The 21,215-nt window shown below is 33.1% G+C and carries 19 protein-coding genes; 10 read left to right on the forward strand and 9 right to left on the reverse strand.

What is annotated here, in order from left to right; genetic code table 11:
* Positions 1-71: 71 nt before the first annotated feature.
* From tsaE to IEV10_RS09300, 5 genes are all read left to right on the forward strand, one after another.
* The gene (gene tsaE / locus IEV10_RS09280) at positions 72-515 is read left to right on the forward strand and encodes a tRNA (adenosine(37)-N6)-threonylcarbamoyltransferase complex ATPase subunit type 1 TsaE (RefSeq protein ID WP_188374440.1); all 444 of its coding nucleotides are present in this window, start codon (positions 72-74) and stop codon (positions 513-515) included.
* A 171-nt stretch (positions 516-686) separates the two neighbouring features.
* On the forward strand, positions 687-830 hold the full coding sequence (locus tag IEV10_RS09285) for a hypothetical protein (RefSeq protein ID WP_188374441.1): 144 nt from the start codon (positions 687-689) through the stop codon (positions 828-830).
* Complete coding sequence (locus IEV10_RS09290; protein WP_229719675.1) at positions 817-1,326, forward strand: hypothetical protein; 510 nt, start codon at positions 817-819, stop codon at positions 1,324-1,326. Before IEV10_RS09285 ends, IEV10_RS09290 begins: the two co-directional genes overlap by 14 nt.
* Positions 1,327-1,390: 64 nt before the next feature.
* Positions 1,391-2,584 carry an alanine dehydrogenase gene (locus IEV10_RS09295; RefSeq protein ID WP_188374443.1) on the forward strand — a complete coding sequence of 398 codons (1,194 nt, stop codon included), beginning with the start codon at positions 1,391-1,393 and terminating at the stop codon, positions 2,582-2,584.
* Positions 2,585-2,599: 15 nt separating this feature from the next.
* Positions 2,600-2,974: a hypothetical protein gene (locus IEV10_RS09300; RefSeq protein WP_188374444.1), complete on the forward strand. Its 375-nt coding sequence runs from the start codon at positions 2,600-2,602 to the stop codon at positions 2,972-2,974.
* On the opposite strand, the gene IEV10_RS09305 is transcribed toward IEV10_RS09300, so the two are convergent.
* Entirely contained in the window at positions 2,971-4,143 is a 1,173-nt protein-coding gene (locus tag IEV10_RS09305) for a proline dehydrogenase family protein (protein ID WP_188374445.1), read from the reverse strand. The two genes, IEV10_RS09300 and IEV10_RS09305, sit on opposite strands and share 4 nt — an antisense overlap.
* A 95-nt stretch (positions 4,144-4,238) precedes the next feature.
* Here IEV10_RS09305 and aroB point away from each other — a divergent pair, with 95 nt between their 5' ends.
* Positions 4,239-5,312 (forward strand): 3-dehydroquinate synthase, encoded by a 1,074-nt coding sequence (gene aroB / locus IEV10_RS09310; protein ID WP_188374446.1) that lies wholly within the window; start codon positions 4,239-4,241, stop codon positions 5,310-5,312.
* On the opposite strand, the gene IEV10_RS09315 is transcribed toward aroB, so the two are convergent.
* The gene (locus IEV10_RS09315) at positions 5,313-6,383 is read right to left on the reverse strand and encodes a DUF3667 domain-containing protein (protein ID WP_188374447.1); all 1,071 of its coding nucleotides are present in this window, start codon (positions 6,381-6,383) and stop codon (positions 5,313-5,315) included.
* Positions 6,384-6,638: 255 nt separating this feature from the next.
* Between IEV10_RS09315 and IEV10_RS09320 the strand changes: the two genes are divergently transcribed.
* Together IEV10_RS09320 and IEV10_RS09325 are read left to right on the forward strand one after the other, a co-directional pair.
* A complete protein-coding gene (locus tag IEV10_RS09320) occupies positions 6,639-7,316 on the forward strand; it encodes a hypothetical protein (protein WP_188374448.1) in 678 nt (225 codons plus the stop codon).
* Between the two features lie 140 nt (positions 7,317-7,456).
* Positions 7,457-8,707, forward strand: coding sequence for a hypothetical protein (locus tag IEV10_RS09325; protein ID WP_188374449.1), 1,251 nt, complete (start codon positions 7,457-7,459; stop codon positions 8,705-8,707).
* A gap of 73 nt (positions 8,708-8,780) precedes the next feature.
* Here IEV10_RS09325 and IEV10_RS09330 read toward each other — a convergent pair whose 3' ends face one another.
* The 4 genes from IEV10_RS09330 to IEV10_RS09345 are packed head-to-tail and all read right to left on the reverse strand — an operon-like array spanning position 8,781 to position 14,304.
* Entirely contained in the window at positions 8,781-10,238 is a 1,458-nt protein-coding gene (locus IEV10_RS09330; RefSeq protein ID WP_188374450.1) for a lipopolysaccharide biosynthesis protein, read from the reverse strand.
* Between the two features lie 30 nt (positions 10,239-10,268).
* Positions 10,269-11,558, reverse strand: coding sequence for a glycosyltransferase (locus tag IEV10_RS09335; protein ID WP_188374451.1), 1,290 nt, complete (start codon positions 11,556-11,558; stop codon positions 10,269-10,271).
* A gap of 9 nt (positions 11,559-11,567) precedes the next feature.
* Entirely contained in the window at positions 11,568-13,991 is a 2,424-nt protein-coding gene (locus IEV10_RS09340) for a YfhO family protein (protein WP_188374452.1), read from the reverse strand.
* A 31-nt stretch (positions 13,992-14,022) separates the two neighbouring features.
* Positions 14,023-14,304 carry a DUF4834 family protein gene (locus tag IEV10_RS09345; RefSeq protein WP_188374453.1) on the reverse strand — a complete coding sequence of 94 codons (282 nt, stop codon included), beginning with the start codon at positions 14,302-14,304 and terminating at the stop codon, positions 14,023-14,025.
* Positions 14,305-14,408: 104 nt separating this feature from the next.
* On the opposite strand from IEV10_RS09345, the gene IEV10_RS09350 reads away from it, so the two are divergent.
* On the forward strand, positions 14,409-15,386 hold the full coding sequence (locus tag IEV10_RS09350; RefSeq protein ID WP_188374454.1) for a transporter: 978 nt from the start codon (positions 14,409-14,411) through the stop codon (positions 15,384-15,386).
* Between the two features lie 8 nt (positions 15,387-15,394).
* Positions 15,395-16,513 carry a GTP cyclohydrolase gene (locus tag IEV10_RS09355; RefSeq protein WP_188374455.1) on the forward strand — a complete coding sequence of 373 codons (1,119 nt, stop codon included), beginning with the start codon at positions 15,395-15,397 and terminating at the stop codon, positions 16,511-16,513.
* Positions 16,514-16,563: 50 nt separating this feature from the next.
* On the opposite strand, the gene capB is transcribed toward IEV10_RS09355, so the two are convergent.
* The 3 genes from capB to IEV10_RS09370 all read right to left on the reverse strand — a co-directional run bounded on the left by capB (position 16,564) and on the right by IEV10_RS09370 (position 21,198).
* Positions 16,564-17,823 (reverse strand): cysteate-C-fatty acyltransferase, encoded by a 1,260-nt coding sequence (capB, locus tag IEV10_RS09360; protein ID WP_188374456.1) that lies wholly within the window; start codon positions 17,821-17,823, stop codon positions 16,564-16,566.
* A 205-nt stretch (positions 17,824-18,028) separates the two neighbouring features.
* A complete protein-coding gene (capA, locus tag IEV10_RS09365) occupies positions 18,029-19,066 on the reverse strand; it encodes a cysteate synthase (RefSeq protein ID WP_188374457.1) in 1,038 nt (345 codons plus the stop codon).
* 71 nt (positions 19,067-19,137) lie between these two features.
* On the reverse strand, positions 19,138-21,198 hold the full coding sequence (locus IEV10_RS09370; RefSeq protein WP_188374458.1) for a S9 family peptidase: 2,061 nt from the start codon (positions 21,196-21,198) through the stop codon (positions 19,138-19,140).
* Between the last annotated feature and the right edge of the window lie 17 nt (positions 21,199-21,215).

Genomic DNA, 21,215 nt, shown 5'->3' on the forward strand with positions numbered 1-21,215 from the left:
ATGAAATACACTTTTTTCTAGGTTTTTTGATAATTTATCTGTAATATTGCCATGTTTCATACTATGAAATTTTGGACACAAGACAATACATATACAATTTAGAGGACATAGATGTTATTGCATCAAAGGTTTTAGAACAATTAAATTCTAAGGTTGTACTGTTTAATGGAAACATGGGAGCAGGCAAAACCACGCTTGTAAAGGCTTTGCTAAAAGCTATGAAGAGTGAAGATAGTGTTACTAGCCCAACGTTTTCAATTGTCAATGAATATCAAATCCCAAATGATAGCGTTTATCATTTTGATTTTTACAGGATAGAAGATATTGAAGAAGCATATAATTTTGGAATTGAAGATTATTTTGCGACAAATCATTGGTTATTTATAGAATGGTCAGAACGCGTTGCTTCTCTAATACCAGATGATGTTTGCATAGTTGATATTTCTATTGAAAGTCCTATAAAAAGAGCCCTCAAATTAACTATAGATACAAATCAATTAACCGAAACTATGTAATAAAGCAGCTAAAAATAACATACTAATTACTACTAAAACGAGTATAGCTATTACGGGTTTTCCGTAATTAAAAAATTAAAATTCATCGGATTTTAACACAAAGTGGTTTCATCTAGAGTGTCAACTGACCTTAAATTTGTACCATAATTAATTAATTAAATCCCTTGAATTATGAAAAGTAAAAAATTAATTTTAGCTATTGCTATTTTTGGTGGTATGTTGTTCACTGCAGAAGCAACTAATATCATTGATTTAGATGGACAAACTAAAACAGAAATCAAAAAGAAGAAAAGAAAACTCGTTGAACACGGGTAAACAAAAATTAAGTAAAAGTGCTATTGTTGGTACTGTAGTATCAACAATAATTGCTTCTACTCCTTTAATTTATTCTTTACATGAAAGTGTCCCTACCACAGAAGTATGGGACACTTTTTTATTTACATATAAAAGTGGTTTTTGGGAAGATGCACAATATGCCATGTGGGTTTTTACTGGAAAGTTCCTCCCATTACTATTTCTTATAATATGGTTCTTTACTTGCCGACACTGGTGGTATCATGTTCTTCTTGTGCCAATAGTAATGTATATTTTACAAATTGTTAATAGCTATAGGGCTGAAGTAGAATATATAGATGAAAACCAAATACTAACTTTGCTTCCTATACTTGTAATTATTGTGCCTTCAATTTATTTGATTAGAGCCCAAATGTTTAATAAAATAAATTATGCTGATAAAACAATGGAAGAATTAGAGGCAGAGTTTATGCTAAAGCCCAAAACACTTTGGGGCAAGATTAAGCAGTATTTTTAGCGTTAATCTCGTAAAGTTTTATTTTTATTTGTAATTTGAGTTATCAAACCAATTAGTCAACTTAATGAGTAAATCGCCGTTTACTAAAGCACAACTCTTACCACAAGAAGAAACTCTAGAGATTTTAAAGCAAAAAGGTGAGCTTTTTATAGGCATCCCTAAAGAAACATCATTTCAAGAAAGACGTGTTTGTTTAACACCTGATGCCGTTTCTGCTTTGACAGCTAATGGACACCGTGTTATGGTTGAGTCAGGAGCAGGTAATGGCGCAAATTTTAAAGACAAAAATTATAGCGATGCTGGCGCAGAGGTTACGAAAGATACTACAAAAGTTTTCTCCTGCCCTATTTTACTTAAGGTAGAACCACCATCAATAGATGAGATTAAGCTCATTAATCCGCAAACCATATTAATTTCAGCCTTACAGCTCAAAACGCAAAATAAAGATTACTTTAAAACTTTAGCAGAAAAACGTATCACCGCTTTTGCCTTCGAGTTTATTAAAGACGAAGATGGTGCATACCCTGCAGTACGCTCTTTAAGTGAAATCGCAGGAACTGCATCAGTACTTATTGCTTCAGAATTGTTATCAAATGTCAATGGCGGTAATGGCTTAATGATGGGGAACATTAATGGTGTTCCACCTACAGAAATTGTTATTCTTGGCGCAGGAACTGTTGGCGAATTTGCTGCACGTTCTGCTATTGGATTAGGAGCAAATATTAAAGTTTTTGATAATTCTATTACCAAGTTGAGATGCTTACAATCTAATCTCAATCAAACTATCTACACATCTACCATGCAGCCAAAAAATGTTTTAAAAGCTTTAAAACGTTGTGATGTTGCTATTGGTGCGGTACGTGGCAATAACCGTTCTCCAATAGTTGTTACTCAGTCTATGGTTGATAATATGAAACCTGGAGCGGTTGTAATCGATGTAAGTATAGATATGGGTGGTTGTTTTGAAACTAGTGAAGTAACTACACATGACCATCCTACATTTGAGTATAATGGTGTTACACATTATTGTGTACCTAACATTCCTGCTAGATACTCTAGAACTGCATCGGTGTCAATAAGTAATATTTTTACACCTTATTTACTAGAAATTGGAGAAAACGGTGGTATAGAAAATACCTTAAGATTTGATAAAGGTTTGCGACATGGTTTGTATTTTTACCACGGTATTTTAACTAATAAATCTGTTGCTGATTGGTTTGGCTTAGATTTTAGTGATGCCAACTTGTTGATTTTTTAAACACATTTTTCATATATGAAATTTATACAACGTCTAAGTTACTACCTTGGTGGTTTTGCTTTAGGATTAATTATTCTTATGTTTTTTCTTAACGGAAAAGATGCCTCCTGTGATTATGGTCCAAATGCACGGACTGTAAAAAATATCAGCTCTAAAAAACTATCATATTCAGATAATGTTTCTATAGAAATCAATAGACAAACTTTAGATTCAACTGTTATAAAACAATTGATACAATATGGTGATGTGAACTTTTCGGAAAGTGATACAAAAGCAGAACCTTGTAAAGTCTACCAAATAGAAAATACCTATAAAAAAAGAGAAGTGGTACTGCGTATTAAGAATTGTAGTTTAGTTGCTACAATTCTTGATTTTAAAATAGAAAATTAAAGCTTTCTACGTTTACGTTCTGTTTTAATCAATTCTAATTCTCTATTTGTTTGCCCTGCAACAGACGTATTTTCTTCAGCACGCCTTATTAAATAAGGCATCACATCTTTTACAGGGCCAAATGGCAAATATTTAGCTACATTATAACCTTGCTCAGCGAGATTAAAACTTATATGATCACTCATACCATAGAGTTGTCCAAACCATACGTTATTGTCTGATTTGCTTATACTCAACTCTTTCATAATAGATATAGCTAAATAGCAGCTATGCTCATTATGAGTACCTATAAATATTGATATATCAAGATTATTTTTTAGAATATAAGTAAGTCCATTATTAAAATTATCATCTGTAATAGCTTTTGTTTCACAGATAGGAGATGCATAGCTCATTTCTTCTGCCCTTGCTCGTTCCTTTTCCATATATGCACCACGTACTATCTTCATACCAATTTTAAAATTATTAGCCTTAGCGCGTTTGTGCAACTCTTTTAGATAATCTAGTCTATCCCAACGGTAAAGCTGCAATGTATTATAAACAATTGCCTTTTCTGTATTGTATGCTCTCATCATATCTTCAACCAAATCATCTGCAGCAGTTTGCATCCAACTTTCTTCACCATCAATCAGTACTTCGACATCTTTTTCTTTTGAAGCACGACAAACATTATGAAAACGCTCTACGACTCTATCCCATTCTTCTTGTTCTTCTGGAGAAAGCTGAATGCCTTCGGATTTCTTTTCGTATAAATAAAAACGACCAAAAGCCGTGGGCTTAAAGACGACAATTGGCATAGAATCTCGCTCATCACAGAAATCTACAATCTTCAATATTTTTTTTAGTGCATCATCAAATTGCGCCTCTGACTCTTTTCCTTCTACAGAATAATCCAAAACTGAACTAACGCCTTTTGTATACATCTTTTCTATAGCCGGCAAACAATCTTCTTCATTAACACCACCGCAAAAATGATCAAAAACTGTTGAGCGGATAAGACCTTCAACTGGAAGGCTAGCATTTATAGCAAACTTTGTAACCGCAGTACCAATTCGCACCAAAGGTTCTTTGGATATCATTTTAAATAAAAAGTAGGCACGTTCTAATTGAGAATCTGACTTTAATGAAAAAGCTGTTTTGGTATTATTAAACAGAGTATTTTTGCTCATCTATAAGGTATTTGTAACAAAAATAAATATAACATTTCTTATTTTCTGAAAATAACACCCTATTTTCACAATCTCAAATTCAGCTTACAAGAATCATGATATCCATAACTACAAAAAATTCAGTAATTCATTTTAATTCAACTGTTTATACTGAATTAAACACCTATATAAAAGCACAAAACCCTTCAAAAATATTTATTCTAGTAGATACAAATACGCATGATTTATGTTTACCGCAGTTTATGGCTAACCTAGAATCTGGTGACATTGCTACAGAAGTTATGGAGATGCCTGAAGGCGAAGACCATAAAACTATTGATATATGTATGGGTGTTTGGGAAGCGATGTCTCAATATAATGCAGACCGAAAAAGTCTACTTATTAATTTAGGCGGTGGTGTTGTCACAGATTTAGGTGGCTTTGTAGCTAGTACATATATGCGTGGTATTGACTATATAAATGTTCCAACATCATTACTAGCCATGGTAGATGCATCTGTTGGTGGCAAAACAGGTGTTGACTTAGGGGTTTTAAAAAATCAAGTTGGTATCATTAGTGAAGGTGCTATGGTGCTTATAGATGTATCCTTTCTAAGCACATTACCTCAAAATCAAATGGTTTCTGGATTTGCCGAAATGCTAAAGCATGGCTTAATCATCGATGCAGAATATTGGCACACATTGACACATCTAGAAGAGTTAGACTTATCAGATTTGGATCAATTAATCTATGATTCTGTTATCATTAAAAACAAAGTAGTAACAGAAGACCCAACGGAGAAAGGACTCCGAAAAACTTTAAATTATGGACATACGCTTGGTCATGCTATAGAAAGTTATTTTCTAGAACATGATGCGAAAACAACTTTACTACATGGTGAAGCTATTGCCATAGGTTTAATTTTAGAATCTTACATATCAACTAAGGTTTGTGGCTTACCAAATGAAGTTTTGGATGAAATTTCTGAAGGCGTTTTAAAAACCTTTGCTAAAATTGAATTTGAAGAAGTAGATTATAAACCAATAATTGAATTAATGAAGCATGATAAAAAGAATAGTCATGGCATCATTAAATTTGTATTGCTAGAAGCTATCGGAAAAGCAAAAATTGATTGTGAAGTGCCTAACGAGATTATTCTAGAGGCATTTACTTATTACAAAGCATTGTAATTACCCATTCATAATACCAAATAAAGCCAACAATACACCAGTTGTAGGTATTACCATTAACATAAACACAAATGTGATAATGCTACATTTTACAAATGTAAAAAACCAATTACGCCGATAAAAATTGAGTAACGCGACATAAAAATAAAAGAATGTAGATAGAATTAAAAGCCAACTTATCCACCCAGGAATAGGGACAATAAAAAGATCGATACACAGCAATAAAGAGAATAGGGTGAATAAAAAGGAAAAGAAGTAAAAACTAAAGACTAAATGGTGAGAATAACGTCCTCTTTTAAAATAAAACAGCTTTAAAAGCAAAGCAAACAAAGGCAAAAGAATAAACATAGCTATGGGTACAGCATCAACAGATCGTTGAATCACAGAACCTGCTCCACTACCCTTCATAAGGTTTAAAAAACCAGCATAGATACGTTTTTCAAAAAAACCTGCATCATTTGACATGCCCATCTCTTTATATATTATTGCATCATCGGCCCCAGCATCAATCAAAGAATCCACCTTTTTCTTATTAAAATCCCAAGATGTTTTTAGATTGTTACCATTTTGTAACTGTATAATAGAATCTGTCTTCTTCAAATCTTCATCCGTCATACCTAACAACGCTTTATTCTTCTTCAAAGATTCTAAAACTTTAGCTTTTTGTATAGAATCAAACTGTTTTTGAGCTTCATCGGGTAGTTGTTCAACAACTTCAGATTCAACAATTTTTTTATTAATTGCATTAGCTTCTTTTTTCCATTCAGCCACTACAAATGAAAATAAGAAGAAAAAAATCACAGACACAAACAAATACATCTGAGCTGGATGAAGGTATAACAATCGCTTACCAGCTAAAAATCGCTTAGCCAAATAACCAGGTCTAAACATTAATGGAATAAAACTTTTTAAAAATCGAGCATCAAATGAAAAATAGTTACTTATTGTATTATAAAACAGAACACCGATTGTGAGCTCTTCATTAGTTTTTTGACCACAATTTGGACAAAATTTAAACCCTTCATCAAAAGGTTCTTCACAATTTTGGCAATTGATTTTTTTAGTTTCCATTGTTGATGATTAGCTAGGTTAAAATTACAAAATTCTAATATTTCACATCATAATATTTGATATTAATAAGAAGAAACATGTTATAAAACGTTACTAGTTTCTATATAAATAGCTTCAGTAGCTTAATACATATTTACGCATAAACATCTTAAAATCAGCTGATTGATTATTTGGCACGTTAATTGGTTTTAATTATCACAAATAGCGTAAGCCGAAAAGCTATATATGAGTAGGCACAATCTAAATTCTATAATTATGAAAAAGGTAATTTTACTTTTGGCAGTAATGTTAACGGGATTAACAACTGCAACAGCCGCAGAAAAAACTTCTGTAACACTAGACAAAGATTTAGATCTTACATCACGCTATCGTTATGCACAACCTATTTTGTTTGTAGAGCGTGGTGTAGAGTTTTTAATCTTTGCTGATGGTAGCTTTGATTTTAACACTGATTTAATCAATACACCTAGAACAAGCAGCTATTACAGAAACCGTAGAGGTTCTCTTAATAGATCTTTTGGAGCTCCTGGAAGGAGATATAATCATTATGGCTCAAGAAATAGAGGTGTGCGTATTACTCATGATTATTTAGGTCGTGTAAGACGTATTGGAAACGTATTTATTAATTACGATAGACAAGGACGAATTAAACGTGCTGGAACCGTTCATATGCGATACCGATACAATAGGTTACAACAAGTTGGCAACCTAAGATTACAATACAATCGTCGAGGTCGTTTAATTGGTTATAGTGGCTTTGTTAACCATAGCAATAGAGATTGCAATATTTTTAACCAATGGGATGATGATTGGAGTGATAATTGGAATGATAATGATTATGATTGGGATGACGACGACGATTTTTACTACTACCGACAAAACGGAGAAGTAAAAAAGCATCGAAAGTTAAAAAGGCGTTCTCGTGACGACTAAAATAAAGCTATAATTTAAGAACCTGAAGATATATGTCTTCAGGTTTTTTTTATGGAAAGCCTTGTGTTATAAGCATTATATATTTTTGGCACGCTGTTTGGTAATAGTTAAATGAGTTAAATTTTTAAAACCCAAATATTATGAAAAGGATTCTATTTTTAGCAGCAAGTTTATTCCTCATCGGAGGTACTTCATTTGCAACAACCAACACAAATTCAGAAGCAGATGCTACGTTATACAATTATGTGAGAGGTTATGGCAATTCTTTCATATTTGTCGAAGACGGCATTGAATTTTCGGTTTTCCGTGATGGGCAATTCGATTTTTATGCAGGTAACTTCGGCCCAAATCTTAATGTTGGATTTAGCAATAGAAACGTAAGCTTCAGTTTTAATACTGGTTATGATTATAACCCATACGTTCAGTATGATAGTTTTGGAGCTGTTATCCAAATAGAAAACACACCAATCTTTTATGATTATTATGGGCGTGTGTCTCAAATAGGAAATATCTTTATTAACTACAATGGGTTTGGAAGAGTTAATAGAATAGGCGGACTAAATGTTTTTTATAGAGGAAATGTATTTTCACATTATACAGGATTTATAAACGTATATAACAGAAGATATATCTATAGACCATGGCACAGATTTTATGCTGTACCTGCAGTTAACTTATGCATTGTAAATACTAGGCCTTACAGACAGTTTTACACACCTTATCGTCATGTATATTACAGACCATACAGAAATAATACACGTTTTGTAAATGTAAACGGAAGACGTGGAAACAATAACTTTGGAAGACGTGGAAGTGCTAGAGACTATTCTAGAAGATATGCTCAAACGCCTAGAAACGAAAGAGAAAGAACTATAGGAAGACGTGCGCAACAAAGAAACGAATCTATTACTCGTGATAGAGGAAGACGTTTAGCATCAAATGATGTTAATCGAAGAAGTGATCGTACTTCAAGAGATATTAACTCAAGAAGTACAAGACAATCTGAAGCTAGGACAACTGGTAGGTCAACTCGAAATAGCCGAGGTATATCTCAGAATCGTTCTAAAAGAAATGAGAATGTCAAGCGTTCGTCTAGCAGAAACTCTAGATCTTCAGTAAGTACTAGGTCTGACAGAAGTAGTAATACATCAGCTAGAAGAAGTAGTTCTCAAAAAAGAACTATAACTTCTAATAGAGGACAAAGGCAAAATAATAGTTCGGTCAGAAAATCGAGTACAACATCTCGTAAAACTGTAAGAACTACTCCGAAAAGAACGCAGAGAACTGTTACGCAAAGTAAACGAAAAACATCTTCTGTGAGTAAGAGCTCAAGTTCTTCTAGAGGCTCAAAAAGCACCTCGTCTAGAAATACATCTCGAAGAAGAGGATAAACAATTTTTTTGGTTGGTTAGATTGAACATCCCGCAAGTGTATGCCTCAAAGTTCATTGCGGGATGTCTTTATTTATAAAAAATGTAAATACTTTTTTAATTGCTCATTAATATCTTCTGAAAGGCTGAATTTATAGACTGCAACTAAATAAATTAATGATACTAAAATTGATTTTATCGCTATATTTATAATAGGATGAAAAGGAAATTCAATATAATAGAATCCAAAACCTAAAACTACAAGAAGCAACAGGACTTTGAAAGTCGCTAAACCAAAAGGTTGCATATTTAGTTTCAACTTTACGAATACTAGCTTTAAGGTATTGTAGATTACAATTGCCATAAACGTAGCCAAGGCTGAACCGTTAATTCCGTATAGTGGAATGAAAATCATATTCAAGATTACCGCAAGAATGGCTAATAACACTCCAAAAAACAAAACAACTCTGTAATAATCACTATTAAAGAGTATCGCATTATTATTACCCATCATATTATCATATAGCTTAGCCAAACCAACGATAAATACAACAAATAATCCACCTGTAAATTTCTCTGGAAGTAACTGATAAAGCATATTAATATTTAAAACTATTAACAAGAATATGAGTCCACTTATAATTAAAAGACTTAAAGAGCTTTTCTGATATAAACTTAAAAGTTCTTCCTTGCGATTATCATTTAAAAATTTGGCAGTAATTGGCATCATTATTTGATGCATAGAGCGTTGTGGGACTGATATAACAGTAGCAATAAAAATAGCAACACTATAATAGGCTACGTTTTCAATTTCCAAATACTGTCCAATCATAAATTTGTCTAAGTCTAAGATGACCATAGCAATAGAACCTGCAATAATAATTAAGAAGCTATATTTAAGAATAGAAGATGTATTTTCAATCTTATTAAATTTAATAACAGGAAATTTTAACACATAGGCATATATTTTCATTATTAGCATTCTAATAACATATACTGCAACTACTCCTGTAATAAATGCTTCTACAGTAATCCAATTCATGTATACAGAGCATAATAAAATCATGATGCAAAACCGATGAAATATCTCTCGCATAATATTTCCAAAAACAGTTTTCATCTGTACTTTTGACCATGCAAAAAAGATTTCGAAATAGGCCATTGCTATTGCGGTGATATATATATGCCAGAGATAATCATATACCAATGGATTTTTGTCAGATAAAAGACTAGCTATAAAATCATAACCAAAAACACCAATAAGCCCAGTAGGAATTATAAATACCAGAGGCAGAAAGAGCATTAGCGTTAAAAAACTATTAAGACTATTTTTTGTCTTAAATGTCGAATAAAATTTTATTAGCGCATTCTGCACTCCAAAAGCCATAAATGGTAGCATGATATTGGCTGCAGAAAGTACAAAGGCTACAAGGCCGTAATAATCATCCGTTAAGAAATTTGTGTAAAGAAAAAGTGCATTGATAGCACCAATACCAAAGCCTATGTATGTGCTTAAGGTATTTTTAAATGACTGTTTTATGACTATTCCCACAGACTTAAAAGTACAATTTTTTTAGAGCATCTAAAGATCTACTAAAAGTTTAGAGAGTGATTGACTTAAAGAACGTCTACTATATTTCTCAAGTCCAATCCCATTAGTCTTAAGAGCCCCTTCTTTGTATGTATCAAAATAATCTAAAATCTGGGTTTTTAGCAATTGCTTATCATCGTAGCAAAAATAATTCCCGGTATTTGTAGATGTTATAACCTGCTCTATATCAGAGTCCTTAGGTCCAATTGCTAAAATTGGTGTTTCAGACACCATGTATTCAAATAATTTTCCTGGGATAATCGCTTTTGTGTTTTCCGAATCTATTTCTATTAAAAGCAGTAATTGAGAGTTCTTTTGATATGCTCTAGCTTCTTTATGACTTACATAACCAACTAAGTTAAGATAGTCTTCTAATCCACTTTTCTTTATTGAATTAACAATTGAATTACTTACGACACCAACTAAATTTAACTGAAACTGAACTGCGAAGTCTCTATTTTCCTCAATTAATTCTGAAAGTACTTCCCAAAGAATTATTGGGTTTCTATCTGAGAGTAATGAGCCTATGTGAGATAATGTAAATTTAGAATCTTTTTCTTTAATAACTGCTGAGTGAGAATCGTAACCATTTGTAATCACTTCAATAGGCTGGTTAGTTTTGGATGAAAACTCATTCATCGTATGGTTACTAGTAACGACGATTTGGTCAGCAGAATTTAGAACTTCTTGTTCTAGTTTTATATGCTTCTTCTTAGCAAAATTTAATAATTTTAAAGACTTATGATACCCAATAGTCGTCCAAGGATCTCTAAAATCTGCTATCCATTTAATAGATAGTGTCTGCTTTAGCTTTAAGCCAATTAAATGCATACTATGTGGCGGACCTGTTGTTATAATAGTGTCAATATTATTGTTTTCTATATAATTTGAAAGGAAACGCACTGAAGGTTTAATCCAATTTCTTCTGGCATCAGGAATAAAAAAGTTTCCTCTTATAAAGAGCATCAATCGCTCTAATAGTGATTGATTACTTTTTTCAGGTATAACACCAGAGCTTATAGTTTTAGAACTCTTTTTAGATAAGAGTTTTGCAAAACGATAAGGCTCATTAATAGGCTGCTGAAGTGTTATAATATCATTTTGAAGCTCATTAACGAGGCTCTCATCTACAATGGGGTAATTAGGATTAGACGGGCAATAAACAATAGGCGCTATGTTAAATTCTGGAAGATATTTTACAAACTTAAGCCATCGTTGTACACCTGGACCACCAGCTGGTGGCCAATAATAAGTAACTATAAGGACTTTTTTACCTTCCATAAAGAATAGTTATTCCTTCTTTTTATACTGGAAATATCCTCCTAACAATAATAATACACCAAACAAGACTGAACTACCGAAAGCAATTTTACTTCCGATCTCTACTACTTTTGGTTCAAACTTAAATTCTACGGTATGACTTCCAGCCGGAATTTCGAGTGCTCTTAAGGCATAATTGACACGTAAGTGAGGTATAAGTTGACCATCAATATAGGCATTCCAACCTTTATAATAATAGAGCTCAGAAAATACCGCTAATCCATTATTAGAATTTTTGGATTCGTATTTAAGACTGTTTGGTTTATATTCTGTTAAACGTATGGACGCCGTACTATCAGTCTCATAACTGGTTTTAAGCTTGAATTCATCAAAAATTGTCTTATTCACAATAGCTTCAGTCTTAGTTTTTAAGCTATCTAAAGCCAATATTTCATCATTTCCAGTTTCAGCTGTCTTTAATTCAGAAACAAACCAAGCATTCCCATTTGGCTGCGTATAGCGTGTTGAAGCTTCTACTCTACCCGTTTGGTCTTCAGCAATCACATACTTTGTGTTTAGCATATTTAATACCTCAGTATTGTTCTGATAAATATGGAAATCTAAAAGTGCTTCAAATCTATTTAATTTTGCAGCATGATAACCATTTAAAGAGTTATGAAAATAAGCAGCTCTAGCTGGTCTTTGCTGTCCTTCACGAGATACGTCTAATACTCTAAAATGTTCATTGTCATTAAGTATTAACTTATCTGCAGCTGAAGCTTGATATGGTTTATTTACTTGACGAGCAGAAACAAAATTATCAGTATTTACATATGCTCTATCTACTGTTACCAAATCAAACAAAATCAATACAGCGAAAACTACTACTAATAATTTTTCAGAAATTTTTTCTTTTAGAAAATAGAATATTGCAGCAGCCGATAGTATTACTAAAACAAGAGTTCTTATTGTGTCTGAAACAAATAATGCCTTTCTGTCCTCTGCAAAAGCATTAACTAGGAGTTCAGGATATTGCTCTTCTCCTGGTTTTATGAAATCGAATAAAAAAGGATGTGCTAAAAGGAAAAATAAAGCTAGTCCTCCAGTTATAGCTACTGTATATTTTAAGGCTTTAAGTTTTTCTTCTCTCTTCAGAAAATCATTGAATAATCGAGATAAAGCAAATATCCCTAAAACAGGAATACAGAGTTCTAGAATAACCTGAATAGAACTTACAGCACGGAACTTATTATATAATGGTACATATCCAATAAAAAAGTCCGTAAGCAAGCTAAAGTTTTTTCCATAGGACAAAAACAATGACAATATAGTCCCTCCAACAAGCCACCATTTTAATCGACCTTTGACTAAAAACAAACCTAAAACAAATAAGAATATAATAACAGCTCCTACATAAGCTGGAGCTTCTACTATAGTTTGGTCTCCCCAATACATTGGTGCATTTCTAGATGCTTCGATGGCTTCAATTGGAGAAGCACCAAGTTTAAGGTATGCCTCATAGGTTTCGGAATCTTTGCCAATATCTTCACCACTACCACCTCCCATAAATTTTGGGATAAATAGATTAAAAGATTCAACTAAACCATAGCTATATTCTGTTATATAACTTGGGTCCAGCCCTTCTTTTGCTTCTTTTGGTTGTCCGTTTACTTTTATAGTCAAATCACTTTTACCACGCGTACTTTCTTTAACGTACTCTTGGGTTGCCATGATGTTAGTGGCGTTTAAACCTACCGAAATGATAGCAGCAACTGATAGCAAACCAACAGATTTAAAAAAGTGAGGCAATTGCTTTTTCTGATAAGCATCTACTAAATATGTAAAGCCTAGAACTAGAACTAATAACAATAAATAATAGGTCATTTGGTAATGATTGGCAACTATCTCTAATCCAAGAGCTACTATAGTAAGCAAAAAACCCCAAATATATTTCTTCCGAAAAGTGAGAATAATTCCTGATAATACTAATGGCATATATGCAATGGCATGTGCTTTAGAGTTATGACCAACACCAAGGATAATGATCATGTAAGTAGAAAAACCAAATGCTAAAGCACCAAGAGCAGCAAGCTTAAAATCTATTTTTAGACTTAATAATAGAATGTAAAATCCTATAAAATATAGAAATAGATAATCTGCTGGTCTTGGTAAAAACCGAATCGTTAAATCTAATTTTTTAATATAATTATGTGGATACTTTGCCCCTAATTGATAGGTTGGCATGCCACCAAAAGCACTATTGGTCCAATATGTATATTCACCTTCTTTTTCAGCATAATCTATATGCTGTTGTGCCATACCTTTGTAGTGCATGATATCGCTCTGAAAGATTTTTTTGCCTTGCAAAACTGGGCTAAAATAAGCCAGAGACAATACTACAAATCCGATTAAAATTAATACATGAGGTAGCAGGCGCTTAAATGAAAATGACATGAAATAAAGGTTAAATCAATAAAACCGAAAATTAATCAATTTCTTCGTAATCGATGTATTCACCAACCTTTTTGTTCGAAGAAGTAGTATTGGAAGGCATTTTGTCTATAACTGTCTCGCCTTCTTTTTGATTAGGTTGTTGTGGACGCTGGTTAGCACCAAACTGCTGGCCAAATTTTTGTTCCATTTTTTTAGCAGCATATTTTACCAAAAAAGGAGCAAAAAGACGCGATAATATCTTTACAACAAAGTAAATACCAATAATCCAAAGAAGTGTTCTTGCTAATCCCACAACAGATAAGGTGTAAATCATAAACTTAAATTATACTTCAAAAATACAATTAACATCATTTATAATCCGTTATTATTCCTTAAAAAAAGTATAAAATACTATATTTGAAATCTAACCTATACAACATGCAACAATTAAAATCTTTTTTTGTTTCGCTTTTGCTCGTTGCCTCATTACCTGCATTAGCGCAATACACAGAAGTTATAAACTCAAATAGACCAGGAGTTTCTAAAGCCGCTTTTTCTGTGGGAACCAATGTTTTACAATTTGAATTAGGAAGTTTTACCGTAAAGGAAGAACACAATCCATTAAACTATGAGGTCTCAGGTTTTGGTGTTGATTTTGCAGCACGTTTTGGTCTTTTGTGGGAACAGTTAGAAATAAATATTGAAGGTGTTTACCAAAATGATACATTTACTAGTAATGCGTCAGCAATACCATTTGAAGACAAACGTTCAAATTTTAGAAACTTTACAATTGGTGCTAAGTATTTGGTTTATGACCCCTATAAAAATGCTGAAGAAGATAAACCTAATCTTTACAGTTATCATGCAAACAGACGATTTAAATGGAAATCTTTAATTCCTGCTGTGGCTGTCTATGTGGGTGCAAATTTCGACACTAAAGATAATCCTTATACTGCGCCTGATGTTGAAGGTTTTAGCCCAAAAATAATGGTAGCAACTCAAAACAATTTTGCTGGTGGCTGGGTATTTGTCATGAATTTCTTAAAAGACCGTATAGGTTCAGACTTTTCAGATTTTCAATACATACTTACACTGACACATTCTTTCTCAGATCAATGGGTGTTGTTTGGTGAAGCACAAGGCATACAAAGTGACTTTTATGCCGATAATATTTTTAGAGTTGGTGGTGCTTATTTATGGACCAAAGACTTTCAATTAGATGCAAATATTGCTTTTAATACTAAAGACACGCCTTCAGTTTTTAATATTGCTTTTGGAGCTTCATATCGTTTAGATTGGCATAAGGACAAAAAAATAGATAATGGTGGTGCTGTTAAAGATAAAGTAGATACCTCTAAAAATAAGAAAAAGAAGAAGCGTAAAAAGAAAACAGATTTCGATTCTGATAATTTATAATTGACTACATGATTGAAATTAAAGAAGCGATTTCTAAAAAGGAATTAAAACGATTTGTCAAATTTCCTTTTAAACTCTACAAAGATTCTAAAAATTGGGTGCCTCCAATAATTAGTGAAGAATTAAAGACTTTTGATAAGTCTGAAAACCCTGTTTTTAATGATGCTGATGCACGTTTCTTTCTTGCTTATAAGAACGGTGAGGTCGTTGGGCGTGTAGCTGCAATAGTGAATTGGCTAGAAATCAAAAAGCAGAACATTAATAAAATGCGCTTTGGCTGGTTTGATTTTATTGACAATTTAGATGTTAGCAAGGCGCTTTTAGATACGGTGACTAAAATTGGTAAAGACTATAATCTCGAATATATGGAAGGTCCAGTTGGCTTTTCTAATCTCGATAAAGTTGGTGTAATGACTGAGGGTTTTGATACAATTGCACCAATGATAACTTGGTATAATCACCCGTACTATGTAGAACATTATATAACCCATGGTTTTAGTGTAGAGAAGCAATATTCAGAAAGTAAATTTCCATTTAAGAATGTAAAACCTGAGTCCTTCAAAAAGGCACAAGGGTTAATAAAAAAACGTTATCAACTAAAGGAGTTGAATTTCACTAAAACTAGTGAGGTTATGCCTTATGCAGACCGTATGTTTGATTTATTTAATGAAAGCTATGCGTCTTTATCGTCATTTGTAGAAATTACTGATATTCAAAAAGAATACTTCAAGAAGAAGTTTATCAGTTTTGTAAATCCTGAGTATATCAAGTTTGTGGTAGATTCTGAAGAGAAGTTAGTTGGCTTTGCTATAGTGATGCCACGCTTTGCCGATGCCTTACAGAAAGCTAAAGGTAAACTCTTTCCGTTTGGATTTAGACATATATTAAAAGCAAAAAAGAACAGCAAGGATGTTATATTCTATCTCATAGGCATACACCCAGAATATCAAAACAAAGGTGTTCATGCGGTGTTATTTAATGAAATGTATGAAACCTTTACTGCTAAAGATATTCAGTACTGTTATAGAACACCAGAGCTTGAAGATAACGAAGCTATACACAAAATCTGGAAACACTTTAATCCAGTAGTTTATAAACGTCGTAAAACATTTAAAAAAGCCTTATAAAAAAAGCTACCAAATTGGTAGCTTTTCGTGTTTATATATTTTTAGAATTTTTATTCTCCCATTGCAGCAATAAGAGCAGCAGACATACGCTTATAAGTACCGTTATCTAAACGTTCTCTGATGGCATCAAAGGCATCTAAAGTTTCTTCAACATCTTGTAAAGTATGCGTTGCTGTAGGTATCATTCTTAGTAGAATTAATCCTCGAGGTATTACAGGATAAACCACTATAGAACAGAAGATTCCGTGATTTTCTCTTAGATCTCTAACTAAAGCCATAGCTTCTGGAATACTACCTTTTAGATATACCGGTGTTACACAACTTTGTGTTGTTCCGATATCAAATCCGCGATTCTTTAAACCTGATTGTAAAGCGTCAACAATCTTCCAAAGATTCTGCTTTAATTCTGGCATTGTTCTAAGCATGTCTAAACGCTTCAAAGCTCCAACTACTAATTGCATTTGAAGTGATTTTGCAAACATCTGAGAACGCAAATTGTATTTTAAATAATCTATAATTTCTTGATCTGCAGCAATAAAAGCACCTGTACTCGCTAAAGACTTAGCAAAAGTTGCAAAATACACATCAATATCATCTTGCACACCTTGTTCTTGACCTGCTCCTGCTCCAGTCTCTCCTAAAGTACCAAAACCATGAGCATCGTCAACAAAAAGTCTGAAATTGAACTTCTTTTTAAGCGCTACAATTTCCTTTAATCGACCTTGTTCTCCTCGCATTCCAAAAACACCTTCAGAAATCACTAGGATGCCTCCTCCAGTAGTTTCGGCCATTTTAGTAGCACGCTCTAAGTTTTTTTCTAAACTTTCTATATCATTGTGCTTGTATGTAAAACGCTTACCGTGATGCAATCTTACACCATCAATAATACAAGCGTGAGCATCAACATCATAAACAATAATATCATCTTTACTTACCAAAGCATCTACAGTAGACACCATACCTTGGTAACCAAAATTTAATAAGTAAGCAGCTTCTTTGTTTACAAACTCTGCCAATTCATTTTGTAATTGCTCATGCAATTCAGTATGACCAGACATCATACGAGCCCCCATTGGATATGCAGAACCGTATTGAGCAGCTGCTTCTGCATCTACTTTACGAACTTCAGGATGATTTGCTAATCCAAGGTAATCATTAATACTCCATGTAATAACATCCTTTCCTTGAAATTTCATTCGGTTAGAGATTTCTCCTTCTAACTTAGGAAATACAAAATAACCTTCTGCTTGTGCTGCCCATTTACCTAAAGGCCCTTTGTCTTTGTAAATCTTTTCAAATAAATCCTTCATACTATCTTTTCGAACTCATTTTAAATTGAATTTTTAGAGGAAACTCAATTTATAATTTTATGTTAAAATTAGTTTAGCGTAACCGGGCAAAATTAGGTAATAATATTATGAATGCATAATTTATTTCCCCCTTTATATTCACCAAGTTTTAAACATAAAAAAAGCCCATTGAACACATCAATGGGCATAATCTATATTTGCTTGATTACTTTACGTATTCTATTGTTGCTTGCATTTCTGTTTGACTATCGAAAAAGCCTTGGTCTTCCATCCACTTATCATTATACACTTTACTCATGTAGCGTGAACCATGATCAGGAAAAACAACAACAATAGTATCTGTTGGCTTAAACTCTCCAGATGCATTGAGTGTTTTTATCGCTTGTAGAGCCGCTCCACTAGTATAACCTACAAAAAGACCTTCTTTTGCAGATATTTCACGAGCAGAATGTGCACTCTCTTCGTCAGTTACCTTGACAAACTTATCTATAGCATCAAAATCAGTGGCTGTTGGTATTAGGTTTTTTCCTAAACCTTCAATTCTATACGGATAAATTTCTTTATCATCAAACTCACGTGTTTCATGATACTTTTTTAGTACAGAACCATAAGCATCTACACCGATAATATTTACGTTTGGGTTTTGTTCTTTTAAGAATCTAGCAATACCAGAGATAGTACCTCCAGTTCCACTGCAAGCCACCAAATGTGTAATCTTACCGTCAGTCTGTTCCCAAATTTCAGGACCGGTTGTTTTGTAATGTGCTTCTGTATTTAAAATATTAAAATACTGATTGATATAGACTGAGCCTTTAATTTCGTTATGAAGACGCTTAGCTACTTCATAATAAGATCGCGGATCATCTGCTTTTACATGTGCAGGGCAAACATAAACCTTTGCTCCCATTGACTTCAGCATATCTATCTTATCAGGGGAAGATTTTGAGCTAACTGCTAAAATACACTCATAACCTTTAATAATACTAACCATAGCTATACTAAAACCTGTATTACCAGATGTAGTTTCTATAATTGTATCTCCTGGTTTAAGAATGCCTTGACGCTCTGCTTCTTCAATAATGTGAAGTGCTATTCTGTCTTTTGAAGAATGACCTGGGTTAAACGCTTCTACCTTAGCAAAGAAATTACCATCGAAGTCTTCTGTAACCTTGTTTAATTTAATTAGGGGCGTACTTCCAATAAGTTGAAGTACGTTGTCATAAACGTGTTTACTTTTCGTCATATTTGATATTTACAAGTAACAATATAAAAAATGTCACCTAAAACCGCGCAAAACTACAATTTTTTTTTCAATTAACTGCTAATTCCTTCAAGGTCTAATAGAAAGGTAAACTCCTCAGCGTCTTCTCTTAAGGATTCAAATCTACCCGAAGCACCTCCATGACCAGCATCCATATTAGTTTTTAGGAATAATTTATTAGCATCTGTCTTTAATTCTCTGAGTTTAGCCACCCATTTAGCTGGCTCCCAATACTGTACCTGAGAATCATGCAACCCAGCTGTGACAAACAAATTTGGGTAGTTTTTGGCTTCTATATTATCGTATGGCGAATAAGATTTCATATAGTTATAATAATCTTTCTCATTAGGGTTTCCCCATTCATCATACTCTCCAGTAGTTAATGGAATTGAATCATCTAACATTGTAGTTACAACATCTACAAAAGGTACAGCTGCAATAATGCCATTGTACAATTTTGGAGCTTCATTAATTATAGCGCCCATTAACAAGCCTCCTGCACTTCCTCCCATTGCATATAAATGTTCTGGTGACGTGTAACCTTGTTGAATCAAATATTTGGAGCACGCGATAAAATCGGTAAATGTATTCTTCTTCTTTAGTAGTTTTCCATGTTCGTACCAATTACGTCCTAAATACTCACCTCCTCGAATATGAGCAATAACATAAATAAAACCTCTATCTAGTAGTGTCAATCGAATGGTTGAAAAATAAGGATCAACTGTAGAGCCATAAGAACCGTAAGAATATTGCAATAATGGATTCTTACCATCTTTTTTTAATCCTTTTCTATAAACAACTGACATCGGAATCTTTGTGCCATCTTCTGCTGTTGCCCAAAGGCGTTCTTCTGTGTAATTTTTTTTATCGAATTTTCCACCTAAAACCTCTTGCTCTTTTAATATTTTTTGAGCTTTAGTACGCATGTTATATTCTATAACAGATGCCGGAGTGGTCATAGAGTTATAACCATAACGTAGTATTTCAGTATCAAAATCTACATTTGTACTTGTATAGGATGTATACGTTTCTGAATCAAATGGCAGATAGTAGTCTTCGCTTCCATCCCATTGCATAATACGGATGAGATTAAGACCATTAGTGCGTTCGCTAACCACCAAGTAATCTTTGAAAATATCAATATTCTCTATGAGGGTATCTTCTCTATGCGCAATGACATCTACCCAATTACTGATATTTGTATTTGCTTCTGATGTCTTCATCAATTTAAAGTTGACAGCCTTATCTTTATTGGTCATTACATAGAAGTCGCCATTATAATGTGCAATACTATACTCTAAACCTCTAACTCTTGGACTAAAGTTTTTGAAAGCTTCATCTGGAGTATCTGCATTTAAAATATGATATTCATTAGTTAGTGTACTATAACATGCAATGATGATGTATTTTCTTGATTTTGATTTATAGACGGCAACTCCAAAAGTATCATCGGTTTCTTCAAAGACCAACTCATCCTCGTCTTGACCTAGTTTGTGTCTATAAATTTGATAAGAACGTAAGGTTTGTTCATCTTTTTTGGTGTAAAACAATGTATGATTATCATTTGCCCAACTTGAAGAACCAGTCGTATACTCTATCTTGTCGCTTTCTAACTTATCAGTGATTAAATCCTTAACATAAATGGTGTAATTGCGCCTTCCTGTCAAGTCTAAACCAAAAGAGACTTTTGTGTTATCTGGACTGATTGAAATACCTACTAGTTTAAAATAAGCTTCTCCTTTGGCCATAACATTACAATCAAACAATAATTCTTCATCAGCCTCCAAAGTTTCTTTTTTACGTGTGTATATTGGATAGTCTTTCCCTTTTTCAAATTTTGTAATATACCAATAGCCATTGTATTTGTAGGGTACAGAAGAGTCATCTTCCTTAATTCTCCCTTTCATTTCTTCAAATAAATCATTCTGAAAACCCTTAGTATGCGCCATCATCTCATCACAATAAGCATTTTCAGCTATGAGATGATTAATAACCTCTTCGTCTTCACGATTATTCATCCAGAAATAGTTGTCTATTCTTTCATCGCCATGCTTTTCAAGTTTTTTAGGAACTTTCTTTGCTATTGGAGGAATTCTGAGGGAACTGTTAGCCATATTTATTATTTTTTTAA

The sequence above is a fragment of the Winogradskyella haliclonae genome, from assembly GCF_014635865.1.
Classification (GTDB): domain Bacteria; phylum Bacteroidota; class Bacteroidia; order Flavobacteriales; family Flavobacteriaceae; genus Winogradskyella; species Winogradskyella haliclonae.